This is a genomic window from Pseudomonas sp. FSL W5-0203 (genome assembly GCF_001896155.1).
Lineage (GTDB): Bacteria > Pseudomonadota > Gammaproteobacteria > Pseudomonadales > Pseudomonadaceae > Aquipseudomonas > Aquipseudomonas paracarnis.
In genome coordinates this window covers 60,495-77,521 of the sequence record NZ_MPOR01000016.1, presented here as the reverse complement: position 1 = coordinate 77,521, position 17,027 = coordinate 60,495, and the positions used below count along the sequence as shown (strand labels likewise).

The 17,027-nt window shown below is 59.8% G+C and carries 14 protein-coding genes; 8 read left to right on the top strand and 6 right to left on the bottom strand.

Features of this window, described 5'->3' with window-relative positions; genetic code table 11:
• Window positions 1–10: 10 nt before the first annotated feature.
• A complete protein-coding gene (gene pssA / locus BOP96_RS16000; RefSeq protein ID WP_073453299.1) occupies window positions 11–1,354 on the bottom strand; it encodes a CDP-diacylglycerol--serine O-phosphatidyltransferase in 1,344 nt (447 codons plus the stop codon).
• A gap of 123 nt (window positions 1,355–1,477) precedes the next feature.
• Between pssA and BOP96_RS15995 the strand changes: the two genes are divergently transcribed.
• Together BOP96_RS15995 and BOP96_RS15990 are read left to right on the top strand one after the other, a co-directional pair.
• Window positions 1,478–2,041 (top strand): TetR/AcrR family transcriptional regulator, encoded by a 564-nt coding sequence (locus tag BOP96_RS15995; protein WP_014718368.1) that lies wholly within the window; start codon window positions 1,478–1,480, stop codon window positions 2,039–2,041.
• A 54-nt stretch (window positions 2,042–2,095) separates the two neighbouring features.
• Window positions 2,096–2,575, top strand: a complete 480-nt coding sequence (locus BOP96_RS15990; protein ID WP_019820128.1) for a nuclear transport factor 2 family protein — start codon at window positions 2,096–2,098, stop codon at window positions 2,573–2,575.
• A 176-nt stretch (window positions 2,576–2,751) separates the two neighbouring features.
• Here the strand turns inward: BOP96_RS15990 and BOP96_RS15985 are convergent, their stop codons facing one another.
• Both BOP96_RS15985 and BOP96_RS15980 read right to left on the bottom strand, forming a co-directional pair.
• Window positions 2,752–3,909: a PQQ-dependent sugar dehydrogenase gene (locus tag BOP96_RS15985; protein ID WP_073453297.1), complete on the bottom strand. Its 1,158-nt coding sequence runs from the start codon at window positions 3,907–3,909 to the stop codon at window positions 2,752–2,754.
• Between the two features lie 12 nt (window positions 3,910–3,921).
• Window positions 3,922–4,230, bottom strand: a complete 309-nt coding sequence (locus tag BOP96_RS15980; RefSeq protein ID WP_014718365.1) for a hypothetical protein — start codon at window positions 4,228–4,230, stop codon at window positions 3,922–3,924.
• Between the two features lie 185 nt (window positions 4,231–4,415).
• On the opposite strand from BOP96_RS15980, the gene ku reads away from it, so the two are divergent.
• The gene (gene ku, locus BOP96_RS15975) at window positions 4,416–5,255 is read left to right on the top strand and encodes a non-homologous end joining protein Ku (RefSeq protein WP_014718364.1); all 840 of its coding nucleotides are present in this window, start codon (window positions 4,416–4,418) and stop codon (window positions 5,253–5,255) included.
• A gap of 24 nt (window positions 5,256–5,279) precedes the next feature.
• Window positions 5,280–7,805 carry a DNA ligase D gene (ligD, locus tag BOP96_RS15970; RefSeq protein ID WP_073453295.1) on the top strand — a complete coding sequence of 842 codons (2,526 nt, stop codon included), beginning with the start codon at window positions 5,280–5,282 and terminating at the stop codon, window positions 7,803–7,805.
• 18 nt (window positions 7,806–7,823) lie between these two features.
• Here ligD and lpxO read toward each other — a convergent pair whose 3' ends face one another.
• The gene (gene lpxO, locus BOP96_RS15965; RefSeq protein WP_073453293.1) at window positions 7,824–8,723 is read right to left on the bottom strand and encodes a lipid A hydroxylase LpxO; all 900 of its coding nucleotides are present in this window, start codon (window positions 8,721–8,723) and stop codon (window positions 7,824–7,826) included.
• A gap of 263 nt (window positions 8,724–8,986) precedes the next feature.
• A complete protein-coding gene (locus tag BOP96_RS15960) occupies window positions 8,987–10,312 on the bottom strand; it encodes a Wzz/FepE/Etk N-terminal domain-containing protein (RefSeq protein ID WP_014718361.1) in 1,326 nt (441 codons plus the stop codon).
• Window positions 10,313–10,652: 340 nt separating this feature from the next.
• Here BOP96_RS15960 and BOP96_RS15955 point away from each other — a divergent pair, with 340 nt between their 5' ends.
• From BOP96_RS15955 to BOP96_RS15940, 4 genes are all read left to right on the top strand, one after another.
• Window positions 10,653–11,039: a TIGR03067 domain-containing protein gene (locus BOP96_RS15955; protein ID WP_019820134.1), complete on the top strand. Its 387-nt coding sequence runs from the start codon at window positions 10,653–10,655 to the stop codon at window positions 11,037–11,039.
• Window positions 11,040–11,329: 290 nt separating this feature from the next.
• On the top strand, window positions 11,330–12,568 hold the full coding sequence (locus tag BOP96_RS15950; protein ID WP_014718358.1) for an MFS transporter: 1,239 nt from the start codon (window positions 11,330–11,332) through the stop codon (window positions 12,566–12,568).
• Window positions 12,569–12,710: 142 nt separating this feature from the next.
• Entirely contained in the window at window positions 12,711–14,297 is a 1,587-nt protein-coding gene (locus BOP96_RS15945) for an ABC-F family ATPase (protein WP_003191057.1), read from the top strand.
• Between the two features lie 419 nt (window positions 14,298–14,716).
• Window positions 14,717–15,889, top strand: coding sequence for an MFS transporter (locus BOP96_RS15940; RefSeq protein WP_019820141.1), 1,173 nt, complete (start codon window positions 14,717–14,719; stop codon window positions 15,887–15,889).
• Here the strand turns inward: BOP96_RS15940 and BOP96_RS15935 are convergent.
• Complete coding sequence (locus tag BOP96_RS15935) at window positions 15,883–16,920, bottom strand: alpha/beta hydrolase family protein (RefSeq protein ID WP_032874017.1); 1,038 nt, start codon at window positions 16,918–16,920, stop codon at window positions 15,883–15,885. The genes BOP96_RS15940 and BOP96_RS15935 overlap by 7 nt on opposite strands.
• Window positions 16,921–17,027 lie beyond the last annotated feature (107 nt).

The window sequence follows — 17,027 nt, the reverse complement described above, 5'->3', positions numbered from 1 at the left end:
CGTTGCTCAGTTAGAGAATGCGGTACAGCAAGCGCTCGATCCGCACCCGGCTGACACGCCGCAGGAACTTGCCGACAGCGGGCGGGTAATCCACCAGCGTCTGCAATTGCTGGTAACCCTGGATACGCGTGGTGTGTTGGAAAATATTCGCAAGCTCGGCGCTTCGCGGCCCCAGCCATTGGCCTTGAGGGTCGTCGATCAGCAAGCCGTTTTCCAGGTCGAGGCGAAACGCCCGCGGGTTGAGGTTGTTGCCGGTGAGCAAGGTGTAGCGCTCATCCACCCACATGCCCTTGAGGTGATAGGTGTTATCGCCGTCGCGCCATAGGTGCAGGTTCAACTGGCCGCTGTTGATCATCGGCTGGTGCCGTTTGGCAAAGCGCCGCAGGCTGATCTCGTACAGGTACGGCAACGCCGCAATCACCTTGAAGGGTTCAGTGGGCGGAATATAGAAGTCGTTGGCGGTCTTGTCGCCCACCACGATGTCGATCTTCACACCGCGTGCCAGGGCACGGTTGATCTCGCGGGTTACCGGCAATGGCAGGTTGAAATACGGCGTGCAGATGGTCAGTTGCTGCTGGGCGCTGGCGATGAGTTCGAGGATCACCCGGCTCAACGGGTTGTTCTTGCCGACGCCCAGCAAGGGGCTGACCGACAGATGGCCATTGGGCAACTGCCCGGCTGTGGTGTCGTAGGTCGCATGCTTGAGACGGCTGCGCAGGTCGCCGATGTCGTTGCGCAGGCTGCGAGTGGTGGGCGGGTTTGGCAGGTCCAGGCGATGCACGGCCTTGGACGCCACCAGGCCGTGTTCCACCAGGTGCTGCATCGAATCGGCCAAGGGTTGGCTATGGATCAGGTGATAACGGTCGAAGCGGTATTTGTCGAACTTGTGCAGGTACACATTGTTCAGGCTGGCGCCGCTGTACAGCACGCTGTCATCGATCACGAAACCCTTGAGGTGCAACACGCCGAACAGCTCGCGGGTTTGCACCGGCACGCCGTACACCGGCACTTCGGTGGCGTGGCGCTGGGTCATGGCCTGGTACCAGGCGCTGTTGCCCGGTTGCTTGCCTGCGCCGATCAGCCCGCGCTGGGCGCGCAGCCAATCCACCATCACCACGATGTCCAGTTCGGGCCGTGCGGCCTTGGCGACGTGTAGCGCGTCGTAGATTTCCTGCCCCGCCTCGTCCTGCTGCAAGTACAAGGCAACGATGTAGATACGCCGCGTGGCCTGGGCGATTTTCTCCAGCAGGCAGCGACGGTAGGCGTCGGCGCTTGGCAGCACCTCAAGGGCCTCGTTGGACAACGGAAAACCGCGCAGCTTGGGCAACAGGGAGCGTTTGAAGAACGACGGCATAGGGCTCGCAATGGTCGAATCCGAAGAGGTTCAAAGCTTACACCATGAGGCTGCTCAGGTCTCGCAACGGGCAATCGAAAAAGACTGTTGACCATGAAGAACGGTCGTTCTACTGTACTCGACATGAACGATATAACCCAGAATGAAACCCGCGACATTATTCTCGACGTCACCGAGAAGTTGATCTATCGCCACGGCATCGCTGCCACCGGTATGGACTTACTGGTAAAAACCGCTGGCGTGTCGAGAAAAAGTATCTATCGCTACTTCGCCAACAAAGATGAGTTGGTGGTGGCCGCCTTGCAACGCCGCGACGAGCGCTGGATGCAATGGCTGCGCAGCGAAGTGGAACGCAGCGACGACAGCGGCGAACGCCTGCTGGGGCTGTTCAGCGCGCTCAAGCGCTGGTTCGGCTCGGCAGACTTTCGCGGTTGCGCCTTTATCAACACCAGCGGTGAAACCGGCGATGCCCAAAACCCGGTGCGCCTGCTGGCCAAGGCCCATAAACGCAAACTGTTCGAGTACGCACTTGAACTGTGCCAAGCACATGGCACCCCCGACCCGGAGCAGCAGGCCGCGCAACTGCTGATCCTGATCGATGGCGCCATTACCGTTGCCCTGGTCATGGGTGATTCAACAGCTGCCGATAATGCGCAATGCATGGCGCGGACCTTACTGCAACTTTGAACCCACAGCCCAGGCAACTTTCGACCCAACCTTTATTGCATTGAGGAGTCGCCCATGTCAGCCCAAGAAGAAGTCCGCCCGCCCCTGCCGCCGTTTACCCGCACCTCTGCCATCGAAAAAGTCCGCCTGGCCGAAGATGGCTGGAACTCCCGCGACCCGCAACGTGTATCCCTGGCCTACACCCTGGACACGAACTGGCGTAACCGCGCCGAATTTGCCCATAACCGCGAAGAAGCCAAGCAGTTCCTGACCCGCAAATGGGCCAAGGAGCTGGATTATCGTCTGATCAAGGAATTGTGGGCCTTTACTGATAACCGCATCGCCGTGCGCTATGCCTATGAATGGCACGATGATTCGGGTAACTGGTTTCGCTCGTACGGCAACGAAAACTGGGAGTTCGACGAGAACGGCTTGATGGCCAACCGCTTTGCCTGCATCAACGATATGCCAATCAAGGAGAGCGAGCGCAAGTTCCATTGGCCGCTGGGGCGGCGCCCGGATGCGCATCCCGGCCTGTCAGAGCTGGGGCTATAACCCCGACTCTGCAGACCGAATGAGATCCAATGTGGGAGCTGGCTTGCCTGCGAAAGCGGTCGTGCAGTAACAGATTCAGCGCCTGACACACCGCCTTCGCAGGCAAGCCAGCTCCCACACTTGGATCGCGGGGCATCAATTGGATCTGCGTCTGCTGCCAGCCCCCTCCCACACGTTTAGTCCTGATTCAGCCCAACGCGATACAACACACCATCATCCTCATCGGTCAGCACATACAGAAACCCATCCGGCCCCTGTCGCACATCGCGGATCCGCGCTTTCAATTCGCCCAACAAGCGTTCCTCGTGGACCACTTTGTCACCCTCGAACTGCAACCGAATCAGCTCCTGACTCACCAGCGCACCGACAAACAGGTTGTGCTGCCATGCCTTGAACCGGTCGCCGTCATAGAACGCCATGCCACTGACACCCGGCGACTTCTCCCACACATGGTGGGGCGCCACTGTGCCCTCTGCCGTTTTGCCCTTGGCTTCGGGAATCGGCAGCAGGGAATAGTTGATGCCATGGGTTGCCAACGGCCAGCCGTAGTTCTTGCCGCGCTCGATGATATTGACTTCATCACCGCCACGGGGCCCGTGTTCATTTTCCCAGATCGTGCCGCTCCAGGGATTCAAGGCCAGCCCTTGCGGGTTACGCTGCCCATAGGACCAGATCTCGGGACGCACGCCGGGTTGACCGACAAAAGGGTTGTCATCCGGCGCGCGTCCATCCGGGTAGATGCGCACCACTTTGCCTTGCAACTTGTCCAAATCCTGGGCCGTGGGGCGGTCGTTGTTCTCTCCAAGAGTCACGAACAGGTAGCCATCACGGTCGAAGGCCAGGCGCGAGCCGAAGTGGTTGCCGGTAGACAGCTTGGGCTCCTGGCGCAGGATCACCTTGAAGTCCTCCAAGCCGCTCAAGTCAGCGGCCAAGCGACCACGCCCTACGGCTGTGCCGGCCTTGCCACCCTCGCCACCGCCTTCGGCGTACGACAGGTACACCAGGCGGTCCTGCTTGAAGTCTGGCGACAGCACCACATCCAGCAACCCGCCCTGCCCTTTGGCCCATACCTGCGGCACGCCCTTCAAGGGCGCAGACAGCTTGCCGTCCGGGCTGACAAACCGCAGGTGCCCAGGTAACTCGGTCACCAGGAAACCTTGCTGGTCCGGCAAAAACGCCAGCGCCCATGGATGGTCCAGGCCCTTGGCGACCGGCGTGGCGGTGATGCTGCCTTGCTCAGTGGGGAACTGTTGGCTAACGACGGCATACGCCGCGCTCAACGGCAGCAACGCGGTGGCGCACAGGGCGGCTAGCAGGGTTTTACGTACAAACATAAGGCGAAATCCTCAGCGGCGATTGCCGTTGGCATCATAGGTGGGCGCTTTGGGTGCGGTGGCCGGGCGGCTGGGGGCCGCCTCCTGCTTGGGGTAGCGGTTGCCGATGCCACCGTTTTCCAGCGTTGGCCGCGGGTTGGCCGGGACGGGCTGGATACTGCGAACAGCCGGTGCATTGGGCTGGGTGCCCTGCATGCTATTGGGGTTGGCCCGGTGAATAGGGCCGTGGTCGCTACGCCCCGGCAGGTTTTGCGCCTGGGCCAATGGCGCAAGGGCCAGGCCCAGCGCCAGTGCTGCGAGATGACGTACACAACGGTTCATGGCCAAACCTCTCTATGCCAAGTACTACGTGCTTTCGATAACACGCTACGCCGCGGGTTCGCGTTGTGACACTAAATAGTTTCTCATCAGGTGTAACACGATCTGTCCGAGCATCTATCCGCCGAAACTTTTGCCCTGCCCTGTGAGTCACCAGCACACAGGCTCTTCGTTGAGGAATCACACCTATGCCACGGGCAATCTGGAAAGGCGCCATCAGTTTCGGCTTGGTTCACATCCCGGTATCGCTGGTCTCGGCGACCTCTTCACAAGGCGTCGACTTTGACTGGCTGGACAAGCGCAGCATGGACCCGGTGGGCTATAAGCGCATCAACAAAACCACCGGCAAGGAAGTCACCAAGGAAAATATCGTCAAGGGCGTGGCCTTTGAAAAAGGACGCTACGTGGTGCTCAGCGAAGACGAAATTCGCTCGGCCCACCCCAAGTCCACCCAGACCATCGAAATCATCGCCTTCGTCGCCAGCGACCAGATCCCCCTGCAAAACATCGACACGCCCTACTTCCTCGCTCCGGATAAACGCGGCGGCAAGGTCTATGCACTGCTGCGCGAAGCGCTGAAAAAAACCGGCAAGGTGGCCCTGGCCAATGTGGTACTGCACACCAAGCAACACCTGGCCGCGTTGATGCCGCTGGAATCGGCTCTGGTGCTGGTCATGCTGCGCTGGCCCGCTGAAGTGCGCAGCCTGGATGAGTTGGAACTGGGCAGCGATGTGACAAAGCCGACCCTGGCCAAAGGTGAGTTGGACATGGCCAAGCGCCTGGTGGAAGACATGAGCGCCGATTGGCAGCCCGATGAATACCGTGACAGCTTCCAGGACAAGATTAGGGCGCTGGTGGCGAAGAAGGCCAAGGCCGGCAAGATCGAAGATGTGGAAACGGTCGAAGGCGGCGAAGAGCGAAAATCCGCGGATGTCATCGACCTGACCGAACTGCTCAAACGCAGCCTGGCGGGTAAACCTGCGGCGAAAAAAAGCACCGCGAAAAAGTCCAATAACAAGGCCTCTTGAGCCTGCCATTGACGGGAGAATGACATGGCAAAGCCCCTGAGTGAGTACAATCGCAAGCGCGATTTCAAGATCACCGCCGAACCCGCCGGCAGCTCACCCGCCAGCAAACGCAACGTCTCGGCCCTCAGCTTCGTGATTCAAAAGCACGATGCGCGCAACCTGCACTACGACTTTCGCCTGGAACTCGATGGCGTGCTGCTGAGCTGGGCGGTGCCCAAGGGCCCAAGCCTGGACCCGAGCCAGAAACGCCTGGCGGTGCATGTTGAAGACCACCCACTGAGCTATGGCAGTTTCGAGGGCAGCATTCCCGCCGGCCAATACGGTGCGGGGGATGTGATCGTATGGGACCGAGGCATTTGGCATCCCCACGATGATCCGCGCAAAGCCTACGCGGCGGGCAAGCTCAAATTCACCCTGGTCGGTGAAAAACTCTCCGGTGACTGGGCGCTGGTACGCACCCGGCTCAAGGGCAGCGGCGACAAGGAGCAATGGCTGTTGATCAAGGAAAACGATCAGCAGGCGCGCCCGGCCTCTGAGTTCGATATCGTCCAGGCCGAGCCCGCCAGCGTGCTCAGCGATGCGGTGGTGGGTAAGCCAAAGGCAAAGGCAAAGGCCAAGGCCAAACCCAAGGCCGCGCCAAAAGCCAAAACGCCCAAGCGCATCGCTGCCCTGCCGGATGAGTTTGCCCCCCAATTGGCAACCTTGGTGGACCGGGCGCCCGAAGGTGATTGGCGCTACGAGATCAAGTTCGACGGCTACCGCATCATGGCGCGCATTCGCGACGGCGAAGTGCGCCTGTTCACCCGTAACGGCCACGACTGGACCGAACGTCTGCCACGTCAGTGCAAAGCCTTGCAAGCCCTCAAGCTCAAGGACAGTTGGCTGGATGGCGAAGTGGTCAGCCTCAATGGCGACGGGCTGCCGGATTTCCAGGCGCTGCAAAACGCGTTCGATATCGGCCGCAGCCTGGACATTGTCTATTACCTGTTCGACGCACCGTTTTTGAACGGCCGCGACCAGCGTGAAGACCCGGTCGAAGAGCGTCGGGCTGCGCTTAAATCTGCGCTGTCCGCCAGCCGAAGCAAACTGCTGCGCTTCTCCGAAGCCTTTGCCGCCAGCCAGCGCGATATTTTCGAGAGCGCCTGTGACCTGGCGCTCGAAGGCGTGATCGGCAAGCGCGCCGGCAGCCCCTACGTGTCGCGGCGCAGTGCCGACTGGATCAAGCTCAAATGCCGCCTGCGCCAAGAGTTCGTGATTGTCGGCTACACCCGCCCCCAAGGTTCGCGCAGCGGCTTTGGGGCGCTGCTGTTGGCGGTCAACGATGACACCGGCCTGGTATATGCCGGGCGCGTGGGCACAGGCTTTGACCAGGCGGCGCTGAAAAGTATCTATGCCAAGCTCACCCCGCTTGAGCGCAAGGACTCGCCCCTGCAAAAACCATTGACCAGTGCCCAGGCCCGTGGCGTGCATTGGGTTGAGCCGAGCCTGGTCGGCGAGGTGCAATTTGCCGAATGGACCCGCGAAGGCGTGGTGCGCCAAGCCGCGTTTGTGGGCCTGCGCACCGACAAGCCAGCCTCGCAGATCATTCATGAACAGCCGCGCGCGGCCAAGTCCGTCAAGGCACCCGAGACATTGAAAGCCGGTAAAGCGCAGGCAACGGTGAAGAGCGTGAAAATCACTCACCCCGAGCGCATTATCGACAAGCACAGCGGCACGCAAAAACAGCAACTGGCGCAGTTCTACACCGATATCAGCGAATGGATCCTGCCCTTCCTGCGCGCACGTGCCGTGTCATTGCTGCGGGCGCCGGAAGGGATCGAAGGTGAGCAGTTCTTCCAGAAGCACTCAGAGCGTATGGCCATCCCCCACATCATGCAATTGGACCAGGCGCTGGACCCAGGCCATGCGCGCCTGATGGAAATAGACAGCGTGGAGGCCCTGGTCGGCGCCGTGCAAATGGGGACCGTCGAATTTCACACCTGGGGCGCCACTGCAGACAAGATTGAAACGCCTGACCTGTTTGTTCTCGATCTCGACCCGGACCCGGCCCTGCCCTGGAAAGCCATGCTGGAAGCGGCCCAACTGACCCTGTCGGTACTCGATGAGCTGGGCTTGCAAGCTTTCGTCAAAACCAGCGGCGGCAAGGGCCTGCACTTGATCGTGCCGTTGGCCCGGCGCGACGGCTGGGACACCGTGAAGGCGTTCGCCAAAGCCATTGCCCAATTCATGACCCGGCAACTGCCCGAACGCTTTACCGCCACCAGTGGCCCCAAGAACCGCGTCGGCAAGATATTTATCGATTACCTGCGCAACGCCCGTGGCGCCAGTACCGTAGCGGCGTATTCCGTGCGGGCCCGCCCGGGCCTGCCAGTGTCGGTGCCGGTGGGTCGAGAGGAGTTGAAAGGATTGCGTGGCGCCCAGCAGTGGACAGTGGCGAACCTGCATCAGCGGCTGCAAACGTTGAAGGATGACCCCTGGGCGGGGTATGCCAATCGACAGAAGATCAGCAAAAAGATGTGGGACAAGCTGGGCGCGCAACCCCCTGGGTGATCCGCGCCTTGAGCCAGGTCAGATAAGAATGAAGATCAGCGCCAGACCGGCAAAGATCGCCCACTTTTCCAGGTAGTAGCGCGTGCGATTGCGCTTCTTGAGCTCTTTGCCACGCATGCGAATCTTATACAGACGGGTAAAGGCACGGTTGAGGCCGCCGGTCTTGTCGCCCTCATCGTTGGGCGAACCCGCGGCCGCCATCACATTGCGGCTGAACCAGCGGTTGAACGCAGCTGCCCAGCGGTACTTCATCGGCCGTTCGATATCACAGAACAGAATGATGCGGTTCTGTTGGGTGGTGTTTTCCGCGTAGTGAATGTAGGTCTCGTCGAACATCACCGGCTCGCCATCGCGCCAGTAATAGCTTTCGCCATCCACATTGATGTAGCAACCTGGATCGTTAGGGGTATCCAGCCCCAGGTGATAGCGGTAAGAGCCCGCATACGGGTCACGGTGACGTACCAGCTTGGAGCCCGGTGGCAGCTCGGCGAACATGGCCGCCTTGATCGAGCCGATGCTTTGCACCAGCTCGGTGGTGCGTGGGCACAGCTTCATCGCCGAGGGGTGACTGTCGCCGTACCACTTGAGGTAGAACCGCTTCCAGCCGGTCTTGAAAAACGAGTTGAACCCTACGTCGTTGTATTGCTCCGAGCGTTTGATCTCACCCGCCCGCATCAGATTCTGGCCTTCTTCGCGGATCTCTTCCCAGTGCTCCTGCAATGGGCTCAGGTCTGGAAAGTCGCTGGGCGAGAGGTAGGGACGGCTGGGCTGCTTGGAGAACAGGTACAGGAAACAGTTGATCGGCGCCAGGAACGTCGAGTGATCGCTAAGCTGGCGACCCAGCTTGTGTCGCACCCGACCGCGCAGGTGTACATACGCAATGGAAGCAACGTAGAGAGCAACAATGATGAGTTTCAAGGGATTCGTCACACGTCAGGGAGAGAACAGGCTGCTCCTGCGGGCCCACAACGGCCGAGGATGGATAAGCAGCACCTGAAATCACAATTCACATACAGGCGACACGGCCGGCGGATAACCGCCTGCGTGCGACCATTGGCAGTTATTTAGCCACACTTTGTAACCAAAGGTTAACTAAGAATTGTGAAAAGCTGTCTACTGAGTGTGCTGGGGGTAGGAGCAGGCAGGCCCTTGAGCCTGCCTGTTTGAGGGCGCTGGAAGGGTTACAGCGGCGAGTCGTTACCCTCGCGGCGATCCCCTAATGCCGTATAGGGCACGGCCTGAGTGCGGCTGCGAACGAAGTAGCGGATCAGCGCAATCATCAGGCCCAGCAACAGGCCGCCAACAAGGCTCAACGCGATAACCAGCGGTTTTTTCGGCTTGATCGGCGACAGAGGCTCCTGGGCTCGACGGTCAATCGTCACCAGCTTGAGGTTGCTCATATCGATATTCAAACCACGCAACCTGGCGACTTCAGCGCGAAGCGGCTCGACGTCCTGCAAGAAGATGTCTTCATTGCCACGCTTGCGCAGCACCTCAACCTCGCGGTTGCTTTCCAGCAGTTGCAGCTCTTTGCCGATCTCGGCAATGCGCGGGTTGGTGAAATCGTCGCTGGTACGCTGCTGCAATGCAGCGCGTTCGGCTTCCAACGCCTCGGTCCCCATGAAATACAGCGGGATCTTCTGGTTGTTCACCTCGGTCCGCATGACCTGGCTCGAACCCGTGCGGGTGGAGTCGGCCATTGAGGACGGCGTTGTTGGTGTACGAATGCCCATGGACTTGGCAATGCTGATGGCTTCGGCCAACTCGGCGAGGCGGTTGGTGCGTTCCATCTTCATCTGCAGGCGCAGGGCGCTGAGTTCATCCTGCAGTTGGGCACGCTTGAGCCGGTCCGCTTCCAGCAGCTTGGCGATTTTCGATTCTTTATCGGTATCGTAGTTGGCGCGGGCGGCGTCGATCTTGCCCTTGAGCTCGCTCAAGCGGTTATTGACGATCACCTTGAGGTCGGCCCCCACTTGCTGGCGCTCGGCGGCAATGGCGTAGTCCACAAAACCGTTGAGGATCGCAACACCATCGACGTCGGTCGGGTATTGCAGTTCCAGACGGATATAGCTGCTCAACGAATCGGATTTCTTGGGGTCAGGCAAAATCAGATTGACCGAATTGCGGTTGAACGCCTCAAAGCTCTGCTCAAGGGTTTGCCCCGGTTTCTTGAACGCCTTGAACAACTCCTCATGATCCTTGAAGAACCCCAGGCGTGCATCATAAGAGTCCAACTGCGCGCCCACTTTGAGCAGCGCATCGGCAGGCGGCAACTTATACACTTCCGAACGGTTCAAGGCGTCTAGCTCGTTGATTGCAGCAGGCCGCAACACACTGCTGACTTCATAGGTCTTGGGTGCCAGGAAGGCATAACCTGCGCCTAATACCCCGGCCAGAAGCGTACACCCGATCACCAGCTTTTTTTGTCGCCAGATGGCGTGAAACAATTCAAATAAATCAATTTCATCAGACGCTGCGGAAGGCGGAAGCGGGGAAGTACGATTCAAAATAAGAACACCTTAAAATAATACTAAAAGGCCATCATTCTCAGAAGTCTAAAAGACTTCAAAAATCAGGGACAACGCCCTGGATACGGCAGACCAATGGCGATGTGACCACTCAGTCCCCTGAAATATCCCACAAACTTAGGGATTATTTCGGTTTCATTTCGGTGAGTAAGCCAAATGACACAGCCATGTCAGACTGATCTGGTTGCAAGCGTAGTCAATACAACATGAAAAAGCTGTCAAATAGCTGTCTTATAAAGAAAAAAATTTCGCCTACAGGCGGAACAGTGTCAGCCTCAATACAATTGAACATTTTTTTGAACAGCAATAAGGAGTTTGCATGTCACCCCTTTCCGCTTCGGACTTTCGCGCACTGCAAGGCACTTGGGAACAAACAGCCCTTGAAGACAGTGGCGTGCTTAACCCCGTGGATGCCCACAGCGCGCCGGGAGCAACGACGACAATTGCGGGGGATCGCTTCGAAGTGACCACGGTCAGTGGCGAAGTATTATTGGCAGGACGCTTCGTACTGGACGCCAGTACCACGCCCAAAAGCATTACCTGGACGGACGACATGGGCGATGATGCAGGCAAGCAACTCCCCGCCAGTTACCGGCTCGACGGCGATGATTTCGTATTTATCGCAGCGGATGAAGGCATGCCCAGGCCCACCGTGTTCAGCACCGGCCCTGGGCAAACCATGCGCACCTTTGTGCGGCGGTCTTGATCAAATGTGGGAGCTGGCTTGCCTGCTCCCACATGTTGGAACGCGGGGCTTCAGGGAGATAGGCGGTGACGTGACCATCCGATTTGATCACGGCATTTTCACAAGGCCTTCACTTTTCCACCTATAGGGTGAAGCCTACCTACTCCAGTGAATCCCTTGGCCCGCCCTCTCCTCGCGGGCTTTTTTTTGCGTGCTGAAACCCTCGTTCACCGCGAAACTTATCGCCCAGCCCACAGGTCATTAACCCAACGCGTGTTCAGCCCCTGAACGCCGCTCTTGAAGGTCGCATCGTGGCCCGTCATTCAGACCTGCGTATCGCTTTATCCCTGGACAGCCTGAACTTCTTTCTCGCCGATGTGCGCGACGGTCTCGGACCGTACCTGGCGATCTACCTGCTGGCCGTGCATCAATGGGAGCCGGCCAGTATTGGTGTGGTCATGACCCTTGCAGGCATCGCTGCCTTGCTGACCCAAGGCCCCGCGGGTGCGTTGATCGACCGCACTCGCAACAAACGCGCGGTGGTTGCCATTGCTGCGCTATTGGTGACGGGCAGTTGCCTGATGCTGCCCTTCGTCAGTTCGTTTGGCTGGGTAGCGTTGACCCAGGCTGCCAGCGCCGTAGCCGCCTCTGTCTTTGCCCCGGCAATTTCCGCCATTTCGCTGGGGATCACCGGGCCGCGCGCCTTCACCCGGCGTACCGGGCGCAACGAGACCTTCAACCACGCTGGCAATGCCGTGGCCGCGTTGCTGGCCGGCGGGCTGGCCTACTTGTTCGGACCGGTGGTGGTGTTCTACCTGATGGCCTTTATGGCGGTTGCCAGTGTCATTGCGGTCAGTTGCGTGCCGGCCAAGGCGATTGATCATGAGGTCGCCCGTGGTTTCGATCCGGCCCATCACACCGACCACGAACAACCCTCGGGCCTGAAAGCGTTGCTGACCAACCAACCGCTACTCCTGTTCGCCATCTGCTGCGCACTGTTTCACTTGGCCAACGCCGCAATGCTGCCGCTGGTCAGCCAGAAACTGGCGCAGATCAATTTGCAGATGGCCACCCCGCTGACTTCAGCCTGCATCGTCGCCGCCCAATTGGTGATGGTGCCGATGGCCTGGCTGGTCGGGCTCAAGGCCGATGTCTGGGGACGCAAGCCGCTGTTGCTTGTAGGTTTCCTGATACTGCCGTTGCGTGGCGTGCTCTATACCTTATCCAGCGACCCCTACTGGCTGGTGGCGGTGCAGATGCTCGACGGTATCGGTGCCGGCATTTTCGGCGCCCTGTTCCCGGTGATCGTCAAAGACCTGACCCAAGGCACCGGGCGCTTCAACGTCAGCCTGGGCGCCCTCTCCACCGTATTTGGCCTCGGCGCGGCGCTCAGTAGCAGCCTGGCCGGTTTCGTGGTGCAGCAGGCTGGCTACAACGCGGCGTTCCTGACGTTGGCGGCAGTTGCAGCCGCTGCCTTGATGCTGTTGTGGCTGGCGATGCCGGAGACCTTGGCAAAACCATCCTTCGCTCGCCATACAACTGTCGCCTGACATATGCGACAATGCGCGCCAAATTCCAACACACATCCCAAATTTTGTGTTCAGCGACCGGGTTTCGCGCCTTGATGTCGCTGTTGACGCATGCCTGAAGGCACCTGCCGTCACGCTCGCAACCCATTGATAGGTAAAGTAATTGATCTCCACAGCTAACATCACCATGCAGTTCGGCGCCAAGCCGCTCTTCGAGAACGTCTCGGTCAAGTTCGGCGCCGGCAACCGCTATGGTTTGATCGGTGCCAACGGTTGCGGCAAGTCGACCTTCATGAAAATCCTCGGTGGCGACCTCGACCCGTCCGGCGGGCAGGTCATGCTCGAGCCGAATGTGCGCCTGGGTAAACTGCGCCAGGACCAGTTCGCCTACGAAGAATTCACCGTGCTCGACACCGTGATCATGGGCCACGAGGAGCTGTGGAAGGTCAAGGCCGAGCGCGACCGCATCTACTCGCTGCCGGAAATGAGCGAAGAAGATGGCATGGCCGTGGCCGAGCTGGAAACCGAGTTCGCCGAGATGGACGGCTACACCGCCGAATCCCGCGCCGGCGAGCTGCTGCTGGGCCTGGGTATTCCCCTGGAACAGCACTTCGGCCCGATGAGTGAAGTGTCCCCCGGCTGGAAGCTGCGCGTATTGTTGGCCCAGGCGCTGTTCTCCGACCCGGAAGTGCTGTTGCTCGACGAACCGACCAACCACTTGGACATCAACACCATCCGCTGGCTGGAAAACATCCTGACCCAGCGCTCCAGCCTGATGATCATCATCTCTCACGACCGTCACTTCCTGAACAGCGTGTGCACCCACATGGCTGACCTGGACTACGGCGAGCTGCGCCTGTTCCCGGGCAACTACGACGAGTACATGACCGTGGCGACCCAGTCCCGCGAGCAATTGCTGTCGGACAACGCCAAGAAGAAAGCGCAGATTTCCGAACTGCAATCCTTCGTCAGCCGCTTCTCGGCCAACGCCTCGAAAGCCAAGCAGGCGACCTCCCGTGCCAAGGCGATCGACAAAATCCAGCTGGCCGAAGTCAAGCCGTCGAGCCGTGTGAGCCCGTTCATCCGTTTCGAGCAGAACAAAAAGCTGCACCGCCAGGCGGTCATGGTCGAAAAAATGGCCAAAGGTTTCGACGGCAAGCCGTTGTTCAAGGACTTCAGCTTCCAGGTTGAAGCGGGCGAGCGTGTGGCGATCATCGGCCCCAACGGTATCGGCAAGACCACCCTGCTGCGCACCCTGGTCAACGAACTGACCCCGGACGCCGGTAGCATCAAGTGGACCGACGCCGCCGAGCTGGGCTACTACGCCCAGGACCACGCCCACGACTTCGAAGACGACGTGAGCCTGTTCGACTGGATGGGCCAATGGACCCAAGGCGAGCAAATGATTCGCGGCACCCTGGGCCGCATGTTGTTCTCCAACGACGAAATCCAGAAGTCGGTCAAAGTGATCTCCGGTGGTGAACAAGGTCGCATGCTGTTCGGCAAGCTGATCCTGCAAAAGCCGAACGTGTTGATCATGGACGAACCGACCAACCACCTGGACATGGAATCCATCGAAGCGCTGAACCTGGCGCTGGAGAACTACCCGGGCACGCTGATCTTCGTCAGCCACGACCGTGAGTTCGTATCGTCCCTGGCCACCCGCATTATCGAGTTGAGCCCTAGCGGCGTGATCGACTTCAGCGGCACCTATGACGACTACCTGCGCAGCCAGGGTGTGGTGTTCTAAGAGCAGCACTGAGCTGCAAGCTACAAGCTGCAAAAAAAGCCCTGTCCCTGTGACAGGGCTTTTTGCATCCGCACTGTGCCGGGCGCTGATTTTATGGGCCATGCATAACCAGTGTGGGAGCTGGCTTGCCTGCGATAGCGGTGGTTCAGTTAAAGATGCAGTGACTGACAGGCAGCCTTCGCGGGCAAGCCCGCTCCCACAGGGAATCGGTGCCAGGCGCTGATTTTATAGGCAATACATAACCCGTGTGGGAGCTGGCTTGCCTGCGATAGCGGTAGTTCAGCTACAGATTCAGTGACTGACACACCACCTTCGCGGGCAAGCGCGCTCCCACAGGGGCCTCTGTAGGCGTCTCCTCGCTCCTACAGTCGTGCGGGATATGCCATGATGCTTCACCGCCCGCCAGCGATTGAGTATTCATGCCTGCCGCCCCCTCCTCCCTGTCGATCACCCTGCAGATCGTTTCCATCGTGTTCTACACCTTCATAGCCTTTATCTGCATCGGCCTGCCGATAGCGGTGATTCCAGGCTATGTGCACGAGCAACTGGGCTTCAGCGCCGTGGTGGCCGGGGTGACCATCGGTTCGCAGTACCTCGCCACGCTGCTCAGCCGCCCGATGGCCGGGCGAATGTCGGATAACGTCGGCACCAAACGCGCGATCGTGCTGGGCCTGGCCGGTATTCTGATCAGCGGTGTGCTGACCTTTATCGCCACGCTGCTGGACAGCCTGCCGAGCTTGAGCCTGGGTATTCTGATCGCCGGTCGCCTGTTGCTCGGCGTGGCCCAGGGCCTGATTGGCGTGGGGACCATCAGTTGGTGCATGGGCGCAGTGGGCGCCGAACACACCGCACGCTCGATTTCCTGGAATGGCATCGCCTCCTATGGCGCCATTGCCATTGGTGCGCCACTTGGCGTGGTGATGGTGGCTGATTATGGCTACGCCAGCCTCGGCCTTGCACTGGCGGTGCTGGCGGCGTTGGGCCTGGTGCTGATCCGCAATAAACCCTCGGTGCCGGTGGTACGCGGCGAACGGCTGCCGTTCTGGGCTGTGTTTGGACGTATCGCGCCGTTCGGCGCCAGCCTGTGCCTGGCCTCGATTGGCTACGGCACGCTGACGACCTTTATCACCCTGTATTACCTGAATCGTGGCTGGGCCGGTGCGGCGTATTGCCTGACGGTATTTGGTGTGTGCTTTATTCTCTCGCGCCTGGTGTTTATCTCAGCCATCAGCCGGTTTGGCGGGTTCACCGCCGCCATCGCCTGCATGCTCATTGAAACCCTGGGCCTGACGCTGTTGTGGCTGGCACCGTCTACCGGCGTGGCCTTGATCGGCGCCGGGTTGACCGGTTTTGGTTTATCGCTGGTTTACCCGGCGCTCGGCGTGGAAGCTATCAAGCAAGTGCCGGACAGCAGCCGCGGCGCGGGGCTGAGTGCGTATGCGGTGTTTTTCGACCTGGCCCTGGCGATCGCCGGACCGTTGATGGGCGCCGTGGCGTTGAATCTTGGCTACGGCTGGATATTCTTCTGCGCCGCGTTGCTGTCGGTCAGCGCGCTCGGCCTGACCGTACTGCTCAGGCGCCGCGCCTACTGATCAGCCGTCTGCAGGCCGGCACGCGTTGCCTCACCGAGGGTGCGACTGAAAAAGCGCCCGGCCTCGGAGACCATATCACGGTGAATCCCTTCACGGTCGACACCATCGGCATCGGTGCAGATGCCTGGCATTGTCGCCAGCTGATCACTGTCGCACGGGGCCATGAATACAAAGTGCCCTGCCCCGGCCAACAGCTTGAAGTCCGGCGGCTCTGGCAGTTTGCGCGCCAGGGCGGCGGCGTTTTTGTCCACTGCCACCAACTGGTCGCCATCGCCACTGTAGAGCAGCACCGGCACATGCACATCCGCCAGAGTGTGGCGGCCGAACATCAAGCTCAGCGGCGCCATCAGCATCAAAGCATGGATACGCGGGTCAGCCTGGGGTTGCAAGTCGTCGCGATCGACCACCAACTCGCCCTTGGTGGTGCACGCGTCGCGGTCTTCGGGGCGCTCTTGGCAGTAGCGACGCAGACGTTCGAAATCAGGCTTGGCGCCGGCCAGGATCAATGCCGTTTCGCCACCGGCTGAATAACCGATGACGCCGATCTGATCAATATCCACAAAGGGCGACAGCATCGGCTCGGCCAAGGCGGCGGTGATCGCCTGGGAGATCTGGATCGGCCGGCCATACAGATTACTCACGGTGCCCAGGCGGCTGTGGTCCTTATAGTTGTCGCCAGGATGCAGCACCGCCACCACCACAAACCCCTTGCGCGCCAAGGCGGTGGCCAGGTCATGCAGGGCCAGCGGCGTGCCGGTATTGCCGTGGGACAACATCAACATCGGAAAACGCCCGATCGCCACCTTGGCATCTTCGCTGGCCGCCACATGGTAGGCGCCCAGCGCGGTAGTGCGCTCGGCATCGGTAGAGGGATAGAAGGCGATGGCTTTCATCGGCTGCGCATCCAGCGGGTCGAGAAAACTCATGCGATGAAACCCCACACTCCAATGGGGGTGCGGTGCCGGCGCGGCGTGCACTGAAACCACGCCGCCCAACAGCGAAAGAACCAAAACAGCACAAAGACGCATCATGGGGATGTCCACCTTTGCTTCACAAGAACCGGCCTGTCGAAGAAAAAGTCCAGGGTATCGAATGGATGTCTGCATAACCTGGGCCACAACGAAAAAACTCCGTACTC